At 34.1% G+C, this 11474-nt stretch carries 7 protein-coding genes and 2 pseudogenes; all 9 read left to right on the forward strand.

Annotated elements, in window-relative coordinates; translation table 11 throughout:
• Nucleotides 1-270: 270 nt before the first annotated feature.
• Nucleotides 271-810, forward strand: coding sequence for a GNAT family N-acetyltransferase (locus tag HMPREF3181_RS06215; protein ID WP_068474574.1), 540 nt, complete (start codon nucleotides 271-273; stop codon nucleotides 808-810).
• Nucleotides 811-831: 21 nt separating this feature from the next.
• Nucleotides 832-1581 carry a nucleoside phosphorylase gene (locus HMPREF3181_RS06220; RefSeq protein WP_068474577.1) on the forward strand — a complete coding sequence of 250 codons (750 nt, stop codon included), beginning with the start codon at nucleotides 832-834 and terminating at the stop codon, nucleotides 1579-1581.
• A gap of 55 nt (nucleotides 1582-1636) precedes the next feature.
• Nucleotides 1637-1765 (forward strand): annotated as a pseudogene (locus HMPREF3181_RS07980) (DUF5301 domain-containing protein); the annotation flags it as partial.
• Nucleotides 1766-2178: 413 nt separating this feature from the next.
• Nucleotides 2179-3129, forward strand: a complete 951-nt coding sequence (locus tag HMPREF3181_RS06225; protein ID WP_068474582.1) for a 2-keto-3-deoxygluconate permease — start codon at nucleotides 2179-2181, stop codon at nucleotides 3127-3129.
• A 9-nt stretch (nucleotides 3130-3138) separates the two neighbouring features.
• Complete coding sequence (locus HMPREF3181_RS06230; protein ID WP_068474585.1) at nucleotides 3139-4308, forward strand: M20 metallopeptidase family protein; 1170 nt, start codon at nucleotides 3139-3141, stop codon at nucleotides 4306-4308.
• 500 nt (nucleotides 4309-4808) lie between these two features.
• Nucleotides 4809-5231: a hypothetical protein gene (locus HMPREF3181_RS06235; protein ID WP_068474587.1), complete on the forward strand. Its 423-nt coding sequence runs from the start codon at nucleotides 4809-4811 to the stop codon at nucleotides 5229-5231.
• Between the two features lie 3 nt (nucleotides 5232-5234).
• Nucleotides 5235-6815, forward strand: coding sequence for a potassium/proton antiporter (locus HMPREF3181_RS06240; RefSeq protein WP_068474589.1), 1581 nt, complete (start codon nucleotides 5235-5237; stop codon nucleotides 6813-6815).
• Nucleotides 6816-7035: 220 nt separating this feature from the next.
• Complete coding sequence (locus HMPREF3181_RS06245; protein ID WP_068474597.1) at nucleotides 7036-10821, forward strand: InlB B-repeat-containing protein; 3786 nt, start codon at nucleotides 7036-7038, stop codon at nucleotides 10819-10821.
• A gap of 260 nt (nucleotides 10822-11081) precedes the next feature.
• Nucleotides 11082-11207: pseudogene (locus HMPREF3181_RS07985) on the forward strand (IS30 family transposase); the annotation flags it as partial.
• Nucleotides 11208-11474: the final 267 nt, after the last annotated feature.

Raw genomic sequence — 11474 nt, forward strand, 5'->3', positions numbered from 1 at the left:
TAGATGGATAAAAATGATAAGATAGATTTGAATTTATAAATTTTATTAGAAACAAATAATCTCAAAGGAGCTCTTCCCGATGCTTCATTTAACAATCCAGATGAAGTTGGCAAGGGAAAAGAACTTGTTGATAAAGTTTCAGGCCTCATAACTATATTTCAAAATCCAGCAATAGATTTTAAGACAACAGAGCACGCGGAGTGTGTAGTATTGAAGTCAAGAGAGTAGTCCGAAGCAATAAATAATGCAACAATTTTTAGAGGTGGATATATGAAACTAAAATTAATTAAACTAACTAAAGAGTACGAAGTAAAACTTGGTGAGATGATTGATGAATGGAAGCTTGACCAAGAAATTAATAATACAAATCATTCTCCATGGTCTATATTTAAAAATGATTACCATGATTTTGACTATTATCTAAATAATTTAGAAAGAAAATACGAAACTGAGGATAGGGTTCCTGATTCAGTTTTCTTTCTTCTAGATGAAGAAAGAAATAGGCTTTTGGGAGCTGTAAATATTCGTCACTATTTGAATGAGTCGCTTTTGAAAGAAGGCGGTCATATTGGTGATGGGATAAGGCCAAGTGAGAGAAGAAAAGGCTATGCAACTGAAATGGTTAGACTAGCTTTGATAGAGTGTAAAAAGCTAGGAATTGAAAGAGTACTCATGACATGTTACAAAAATAATATAAGATCTGCTAAGTCTATTATAAAAAATGGAGGAGTACTTGAAAATGAGTTTGTAAATTCAGAGGGTGAAATAGAACAAAGATATTGGATAGATAATAGAGAATTTGAAAGGTAATAGAAATTAATAGGTTAAATTATGATAATAGATAGCTACGATAAAGACTCAGAGCCGATTATAAGTCTAAAAGATTTTTATGGTGAAAAGAAATATCTGACAGAAAAATGCTTAATAATATTTTCGAAAAGAATATTCGAATATTTACTTGATAACTTTGATTGTCAAGAAATAGGCCAGATTGGCTCTGTAAATGGGACAAGTCCAGTATATAAAAGCCACTTTGAAGGTCAAGAATTTGCTTTCTACCTCACAATGATTGGCTCAGCCCTTGCTTCAACACATTGTGTAGAAGTAAACTGGATTACAGGTGCGGAAAAGTTTATTATGTTCGGCTCATGTGGAAGTCTTGATAAGGAAAAGACATTTGGAAAATATATTATACCGACCGAAGTTTATAGAGGAGAGGGGGCATCTTATTATTATGCAGCTCCTTCAGACTATCTTACAATTAAAAATCATGAAAAAGTTGAAGATTTTTTTATCAGGGAAAATGCTCCCTATACTAAGGGAAAAGTTTGGACTACAGATGTTATGATTCGTGAGACTCGTGGACTTGTCTCAAAGAGAAAGTCTGAGGGATGTATAGCGGTAGAAATGGAGCTTGCAGGTGTACAAGCAGCTTGTGATTTTTATGGACTTGAACTTTATAACTTTCTTGAGTCTGGGGATATATTAAATGAGAATTCTTATGAAGTTAAGGGACTTCATAGTGCCAACCATGACCTTGGAAAGTTGTATTTGGCTTTGAATTTTTTGAAAGAAATATAATAGAAACAAATATGGATGTAATGACAATGTTGAGGCAACATTTGATACTGGTAAGGAAAGTGTTAACGATCAACCCACAAATATTGATGATTATATTATCGTTAAATTTCATCATAAAAATGAAGAAGGAAGTTCAAGTATTGTGTATTTATATAAAGACAAAAACAGTCGTTATGTTGAGTAGTCATATTCAGGTGTTTGGAAATTAAAAGAAGAAACATTTGATAGAATCAGTATTAATTTGACGAAATAATGATATTCAACCATCCAAGTTTATCGAGCTAATCATGTTAGGTCTTGATCATGCCAAGAATCACCAAGAGAAGCACACGTGAGGGTGTGATCATTGGCAAGATTCGACGGCGGATACTATATATTGATGTCAGTCGGCATGCACTAAGGCTCGGTAACATTTCGGTTTTATACAAATTGGATAATTTTGACAGCGGGTAGATAAATAATTCCCCTAGTAGTATATATCCGGCAAAGTGGTAGATATTAAATGACTAGTGATGATTGTGGCTTCCTTTTATCGTATTTAATATCATGCTTAAAAACTATGTTAATTGGGTATAGTTCAAGAGAGGAGGTTTTTATATGTTAAAATTTATGAAAAAAATTCCCGGTGGCATGCTTTTAATTCCTATGCTAATCAGCGCTTTATTTGCAACGTTTTTGCCGGACATTTTTAAGATAGGTGGGATGACGGAAGCATTCTTTACAACTAAAGGTATTAACTACATAGTTGCCCTGGTTTGCTTTTGTTCGTCAGCAGCCTTAGATTTTGAAAAAATCAAAAAAGTTTTAAAGAAGCAGGGTTCGATTTTGCTTGTAAAAATTATCATTTGTTTTGCTTTTTCAATTCTATTCTTCCGATTCTTTGGAATGGAAGGCATTTTAGGAATTTCAGCAATTGCTTTTACTACAACTATTTGTTCACTAAATCCATCCCTATACCTTGCTCTTGTTAGCGACTACGGAAGTGAAAGCGATGAAGCGGCATTTGGACTTACCGGTCTATTATGTGTGCCAGCTTTCCCAATATTGGTGTACAGCGTGTCCAAAGCATCGAATGTTGATTGGACGCCGGTTATTTCAGCATTAATTCCAATTTTAGCGGGAGTAATAATTGGCAACTTAGACAAAGACCTGAGTAAATTTTTCTCAGGAGCTGTTCCAATTCTAACCCCATTTATGGGATGGGCATTCGGTGCCGGAATTAATTTGATTTCAGCTTTTAAATCCGGATTTCAGGGAATCATTTTAACTGTCATTTTCTACGTTGTTTCTTTTCCGCTAATTTGGCTTTTCGAAACAAGGGTTTTAAGAGAAGATGGAATTACAACCTTTGGAATCACATCTATCGCAGGTTTGTCAGTTTCTGTGCCTACGATAATCGCCGCAGCTGACCCGAGTGTATCTGAAATTGCAAGGGTTGCAGTTGCGCAAATTGCATTTGGCGTGGTGCTAACGAGCATTATTACTCCAATATTAACTGGAAAATATGCAAGGAAACGCAAGATGCAAAAGAGAAGTTTAAACATGTAAGGAGGAATTATGACTAATTATTTTAAAGAAGCTTTAGAATACAAAGACGAGCTAATTGAAAAAAGAAGAGCCTTGCACCAAATTCCGGAAGTTGGACTGGATTTACCAAAAACAAAGGCATATATAAAGGGTGAGCTCGAAGGACTTGGCCTTGAAGTAAAAGAATATGGTACATCCGGTTTATCTACCATTATTCAAGGTGAAAAAGGTGAAGGAAAATGCATTATGATTAGGGCAGACATGGATGCCCTTCCAATGAATGAAGAAAGTGGTTTGCCTTTTGCTTCAACTGGAAATACTGCCCACACTTGTGGCCACGATCTCCACTCTTCTATTGCCCTAACTGCTGCAAAAGTTCTATTAAAAGAAAAGGCAAATTTCAAAGGTACAGTGAAAATTATGTTCCAACCGGCTGAAGAAATTTTTGCAGGATCTAAAATGATGATTGAGAACGGAATATTAGAAAATCCTCAGGTGGATAGGGCTCTTGCACTTCACACAGCTCTTGATAGAGAAACAGGTTCAATTTGTTACAATGAAGGCTATTTTGCTACAAGCTCAGATAACTTTAAAATTACAATTAAAGGTAAAGGCGGCCATGGCGCATATCCTCACACTACAATTGATCCGATATATGTAGCTGTCAATATTTACACAAATTTCTTAGAGCTAATCGCCCGCGAATGTCCACCTCAAGAAACGAGCACATTGACCTTTGGAATGCTAAGTGCCGGTTCAAACTCAAATATTATTCCGGATCTTGCAGAAATGCAAGGAACACTTCGTGCATATAATCCGGAGGTTAGAAATAAATTAAAATCAAGAATGCTGGAAATTATTGAAGGATTAAAGATTTCAACAAAAGCTGAAATCAATCTTGACTTCTTCACCGGAGTTCCAAGTCTTTATTCAGACCCTGAATTCACAAGAGAAATTGTGGACTATATAAAAAATAGTGATTTTGATGGCGAATTCATTCCGGACACAAAAATAATGGCAAGCGAAGATATGGCTCTTGTGGCTGAAAAAGTTCCAACCGCCTATTTCTCTGTAAACTGCAAATTGCCAGGCAACAACTTTAGCCACCATAATCCCGGAGTGAATTTTGACGAGAATATGATGCCAATTGGGCTGGGACTAATGCTTACAGCCGTTGTCAACTGGCTAAATAACAACTGATTTGAATTAAAAAGGCCTTAAGATTTGACCACTTTGCGCTGACCTACAAAGGTTGGATTTCTTGGTCCAACTTTTGGATGTCAGTGAATGACACAAACAGCTCTTTTATGGGCTGTTTTTTCTTTGCTCCGGAATAATATAATAAATTATAAAATGTTTATTGATTGATAGCTTCCCACATACGAGGCTTTTGAGAAATATGAAACTTTATTCATACTGACCACTCAAGCCATGTCAAGACTATAGCACTATTGTCAAAAGTACACAATTAAATATGGAGAAAAGGCTTGAAATAAGATGATGGTGTAGCAAATGCAGTATTTGAATCATATAAATCTAATAAAATCATTACTTCTTTTTGTTTGGTTTCAATTATATAATAATGCGCAGAAAGAAGATATATGAATATTGATTCGATGAATATTATTAAACAAAATAATGGGATCATTACATTTTGAAAAATATAAAGTCATAATATTGATTAATGGTATCTCACGGATATGATTCGTAAAGGAGAACTTGAGAGGGTATCGCGTGGAATATGTTTTGATCCAACTTATAATGATTTTGATGAACTATATTTTTTACAAAAACAGTTTAAAAAGAAAGTCAGCTTTTATCAGATAAAGAAGATTCTTGAGTATCAAATAGGTATAATGCAGTTAGAAACAATTATGGAAAATACTGTTAATGTTTATGATATAGAACATATAATTTGCGATATTATCCGTAATAGGAAAAATCAAGATCCAAAAAAATTTTCAAGAGTATGGAATTTATATTTAGGGAATCAAAATGAAAATATATGGAAGCTTAGGAGATATGCTGTAATTTTGGGTATATCTAAACATGAATGCACATATATCTTTGTTTTGAAAGATATACTAAATCTTGATAGAATGACAACAATAGGAGGTGGATAGCGTATGTTTTATATATCAGTCATATTACTGGCTGCTCTGATTGCGGTTCAGATAGCGAAGAAGTCAGGGATTCCTTCTTTGATGTTGTTCTTGTCTTTGGGTATTGTAAGCAGTCTAATTGGTTTTAACTTTAACGATTACCAATTTGCAGAAAACTTCTCGAAGATTGCATTATTAATTATCATCTTCTATGGTGGCTTTGGCACAAACTGGAAAGCTGGAAGAACTGTCGTAATTGAATCATTAATTCTATCAACATTAGGAGTAATATTTACGTCATTACTGACAGGAATATTGATACATTTTATTCTACGCTTTGGCTGGATAGAGAGTTTCTTAATTGGTTCAATTATTGGCTCTACGGACTACGCATCTGTATCGAATATTCTTTCTTCAAAGAATCTAAATTTAAAATACAATACTGCATCTCTTTTAGAACTTGAAAGTGGATCAAACGACCCGATAGCGTTTACACTAACTTGTATTTTCTTAGCATTAATCAAAGGTGAACAGATTTCTATCGGTACAATATTATTCTTTCAGATATTCTGGGGTATTCTCATTGGTGTAATCGTTGCCTATGTTGTTCGCAAATTTATGGAGTACACAGACCTTCAAAAGACCGGATTTATTACAGTTTTTATCATTGCGGTTGTACTATTATCTTTCTCGATTAGTGAACTGTTGAATGGTAATGGATATCTAACGGTATATATTCTTGGATTGATATTAGGAAATCAAGTTTTTATCGCAAAGAAAGAGGTGATATTCTTCTTTGATGGTGTATCTAACATTATGAATATCCTATTGTTCTTTATTTTGGGATTACTTGCGACACCTGCACATATCTTGACGAACTTATTCTTTGCGATTGTCATTGCAATTGTACTCATCTTTATTGTTAGAACAATCGTAGTGTTTGGACTGATGTTACCATTTGATTTGAAACGCAATCAAAAGTGGTTAGTATCTTGGGGAGGACTTCGTGGAGCAGCTGCGATTACCTTTGCAATTATGGTAGTGAATCAGTATAAAACAAGTTCTGTGGATATCTTCCATATTGTCTTTGGTGTCTGCTTGCTTTCATCACTCATACAAGGCTCCTCTATGAAGTGGGTAACAGAAAAGTTACATATGATTGATCCTCGTAATGAAGTATTAAGAACATTTAATTACTATGTTGGAAAAGGGAATATTACATTTGTAAAATCAGTAGTAGATGAGGGTGGTATTCTCGCACATCGTCAGATAAAAGATATTTCTTTAGATAAGCACCTAATTATTGCAAAGGTAATTCGTGATGATAAGCCATTAGTTCCTAATGGAAGTCTTGTTCTAAAACCAAACGATATTATTATTTGGAGCGGTGAAGAGTATTTTGATCCAAACGGACAAGATCTCATAGAATTTACAGTGACAGAACATCATGCATGGAATCATAAGTATATCAGTGACTTGAAGCTTACGAAAAATAAGTTGATTATTTCAATTAATCGTAATGATGAAATTATACCAGCAACAGGTAGTACGCTGATTCAAACGGAAGATCGTATATTACTGTTTAAAGGGAAGAATATAAAATAAAAAATGACTCGTGTCTATCTTCAAAGAGAAGATGCACGAGTCATTTATTATATGTGCTAGATATTGTATATCCTAGGTGTTCAAAACACAAAAAAGATTAAATAATATGAAAAAAGCTTAACAAATGCCTGAAACTGTGGTATAATATTCATAGTTATAAGATAAAACAGAAAATTTTTATAACGCAGTTGATATAAAGAAATATGAGGTGAAGGAAAAAATGAAATTAAAAGCAAAATTTATGAATTTATTCAGGAAGAATGTTAATGTCTTCAAGAAAATTTCAGCTGGGCTGCTTGCATTTATGATTATGTTGTCACCACTGACATCTATCGTAAATGCAAACAGCATCCAGCCTAATTCTGGTACAACAAAAGCGGTTCCGCAGATTGATGTTAAGAAACCGAGCGTTAACCCTGTATTATACGGTGCAACGACTATTTCAGGAGGCAATCTAGATAAATATAGAGATAAAGTTAATAGAAAGACTGTAATAGCGACAGTCCATGTAATCTTAAAAGGTGAAGATGGGACTGAAAAAGCCAAGCTTTATGTTACACCTACAAGCGGAATAAAATGGTCAGTAAAATTACCTGAAGGAAAAAAAGTTGAAAAAGGCGATACGGTTACTGTTTATCAACAAATAGGTGAAAATAAATCACCGGAGGTAAATGTGGACGCTAAACCATCTAAGGCATCTACAGTTACTCTTAAAATGCCGACAGGTGAAATTTGGATAGAGCAAACAAGTTCTAACATAGTTAATGAAGACGAACAAGCAGAAGCTGTTAAAATGTTGAAAGATGCAAATACTGCAGTAGCTGGTGATATGAAATCAGTTAAGTTTACTATTGATGGTACTAACCATGCTTATTATGAAGTAACTTATACTGATGGTTCGACATCAGGGAAAGTTGAAGCTACAAATTTACAAATAAAAAAAGTTACAGAAAATTCAAGAAAAGCAGATCTTAATGAAATTACAATTGTAGACAATGTTGTTAAGGGGAAACTGCCAGGACCGGGACCGTTTGACGGCATAAAAGTACAATTAATCATTAATGTTAAAAAGGAGAAATCAGGAGACTTTTGTACTGACAAAGGATGTAAAATTGACAAAGACTCATCTAAACCGGTAGTAGTAACTTTAGAAGCTGATGGAACTTTTTCCTATACTTTACAAGAACAAAATAAGGAAAGTTTAACTCTCGACCAAATAGTTGGTGTTACAGTAAAAGAACCCCATAAATTTGTATCTTGTTCTACAACTACTGTAAAACCAGTAATACCTGAAAAGACAGAAGTTAAAGACCCTAGAAAATTAACAGCAGAGAATAAAACAACTATAATTAATGCTATTAAAGAAGCATATAAAGCACCAGATGGCACATCTAAATTACCAAATGGAACCGGAGAATGGGATGAAGTACCGGCAGTTATACAATTTGATGACAGCGGAAATGTTAAGATATTTAGCGGTAATGATGTAGCAGGTAATTGGGACAGTGATGGGCATTATGCTCCAGAAACAAATCCTGATGGTTCATTAAAGGTAAAAGAAGATGCTCAACCAAAAATAACAATCCAAGCCAAAGACCTTGTAAAAAATATCAAACCGGACGCACCAACGCTTGCATTAAGTGATGATAAGAAAAACATCACAATCACTCCAAATAAAGTAGATACAGATGCTCATATTATTACTGTTTCTTATAAAGATAAAGACGGTAAAGATCAAACAACTACAGCTACAAAAGCTGATGATGGAACTTGGTCTATTGTTGGCGAAGGAACAGTAGTAAATGGCGTTATTACTCTTCCTAAAGATAAGGTAAAAGGCAAAACAGATGTAAAAGCTAAAGTAACAGATAAGGGTGGAGTAGCGGATGACGATAAAACACCACTTACATCAGATTTTGGAACTTTAACTGTAGAAGAAACAAAAAAAGAAACAAAAGCTGACAAAGTTAGAGCCCTTGGTGGCCTAGACCCTGTTGTTATGAAAAAATGGGTTAAGGATAAGCTTGATTGGAAAGATGGCGTAAAAGTAAGTGATTCAGCATCAGATGAGAACAAAGCAAAAATAAAAGAGTTCTTAGACGAAGCGGGAACAAAATTTACTGATGAGACAACTCCAGGAAGAAATACAGATACACAAGGAGATTATACCGGAACTATTAAAGTTACTTTTGATGACGGATCCTTTATAGAAGTAAAAGATCAAAAGCTATACGTAAGTAACCACGTAACATGGTTTTCAAAAGAAAAAACACCAGGGGGAGAGGTAGTTTTAAATGAAAATACTCCTGATGATGCTTTAGTGGTTGAATTCAAATTAGGCGAAGGTACAAAAGTTGATAATACTAATTCTGGAGCAATTGAAGGAAATAAAGATAATCCTGTAAGCTATCAAAAATATAAGGTTAAACCGAATACGGATTTAAAAACTTATAAAAACCCAATTTTGAATGAAACTTATTACAATTTAATAAATTCAAAAGTAAAAGCTATAGATAAATATACAGAACCAGTTTGGAATGGCAAAAATGGTTCAGTTACAGAAAACTTTATTATAACTGAATCAAATAATGTTTTTACAGCTACAGCAACAAAGACATATGATATAACTTTTGATGCAAATACTGGTGGTGGAACGAAAGACAAGGTAACTCAAAAAGCAAATACAGAGTATGAATTACCAGCATCTAACACATTTACCCCACCAGCTAACAAAGAATTTTCTGGTTGGCAAATCGGAGATGACTCTACAAATCTAAGACAACCAGGATCAAAAATAACAATTACTGGTGATACAACAGTAAAAGCCATCTGGAAACCAATTGAATTTAAGGTAGACTTCAAGGCTGGAGAAGGTGCATCTGGTTCGATGAAAGATGTTCCTGTTACAAAAGGCAGTGAATACGAACTTCCAACACCGACCTTTACAGCACCGAAAGATAAAGTATTTGCCGGCTGGAAAGTTGGGGATCAAGAGGGCGTAAAACAAGCCAAAGAAAGAATAACAATTACCGGAAACGTAACACTAACAGCTACATGGAAACCGATAATGGTAGATGTAAGCTTTGACAAGGGTGAAGGAAGCGGAAACAAAGATAAAGTATCCGTAGCCAAGGGAAGCGAATACACCCTACCAAACAGCGAAGGCTTTACTCCACCGAAAAACAAAGAATTTGCAGGTTGGCAAGTTGGCAATGATAGTGAAGTAAAAGCAGTTGGAACAAAAATAACAGTTAATGAGAATACAATATTAAAAGCTATTTATAAAGACATTGAACACAAAGACATTAAATACAAAGTAACATTCAACGGAAATAATGGAACAGGTTCAATGGATTCTGCAACTGTTAAAAAAGGTGAAAAATACAAATTACCAGAAAATGCTTTCGGAGCACCATCAGAAAACCAAGAATTCAAAACATGGGAGGTAGATGGTAAAGAAGTAGCACCAGGAACAGAAATCACTATAGAAAAAGATACAGAAGTAAAAGCCATCTGGGAAGAGATTATGATTAAAATCACATATAATCCTAATGGTGGTAACTGGAATAATGACAGTGCAAATAAGACAATAGAAGTCAAAAAGGGAACTACAATTACGATTATGGAAGCTCCTGTAAAGGATGGATTCAAATTCAAGTATTGGAAGGGTTCAGAGTATCATCCTGGAGAAAAATATACGGCAGTTGAAGATCATACTTTCACAGCTGTATGGGAAGAAAATAAAAAACCGGGCTATCCTGATGTTAACCCTAGTGAACCGGGATCAAATAATAAAAAACCGGGTACACCTGATGTCAATCCTAGTGAACCAGGATCAAAGGATAAAAATGGAACACAGTCTCGTGGAACTTCAAGTTTGAATTCAAAAACTAACAGAATACCAAAGACTGGTGTTAATGGAACAAATATGCTCTATGCTTTTGTACTTTCATTCGCAGCATGTGCTGTACTAGCTATAAATAGAATCTATAGAAAAGAAAAATAAGATCTATTAAACAAAAGCAAACCATATATTCAAAAACAAAAATAACCGCTCTTATGTAAAAGTATAGGAGCGGTTTTCTGCACTATATCTATGGTATCCAATAAGTTTTGGGGTTCCCCGAGAACTTTTGGGGTGTACTTTAGGGGCAACTAAAAAAAACTCCAATAACTTTAGGGGGCAAAACCAAGGGATGACAGACATCATCCCTTGTATTATTATATGAGCAAATTTTATGAATATTATTTATTTGATTTATCTGATTTTTACCTAAAGGAACAATAAATACTACTCATCAAAGAGTAGCATTTATTGAAAATTGGATTAATGACTATCCTAAAAAAATATTCAATTACAAAACGTCTAGAGAATTATTTTTATGTGGCTAATTTATTCTTGCAATTTAGGATCAAGGCGTGAAATGAAAAAATAAAAAAATGTGACCTCGAAGGTTTACTTTTAAGAACAGTTGTGTTATAATAACAAATATTTGTGCGATTTATATTTTTTTAATATAAATATGAACTTTACTTGATGTTCATAAAAGTAAGCTATTTGATATACTATATTTGTATAAAAAGATGAAAGAAGTTGACACACAATGAAAAATATGTACACAATTTTCAGACAGACAGACAGACAGACAGACAGACAGA

The sequence above is a fragment of the Parvimonas sp. KA00067 genome, assembly GCF_001553085.1.
Classification (GTDB): Bacteria; Bacillota; Clostridia; order Tissierellales; family Peptoniphilaceae; genus Parvimonas; species Parvimonas parva.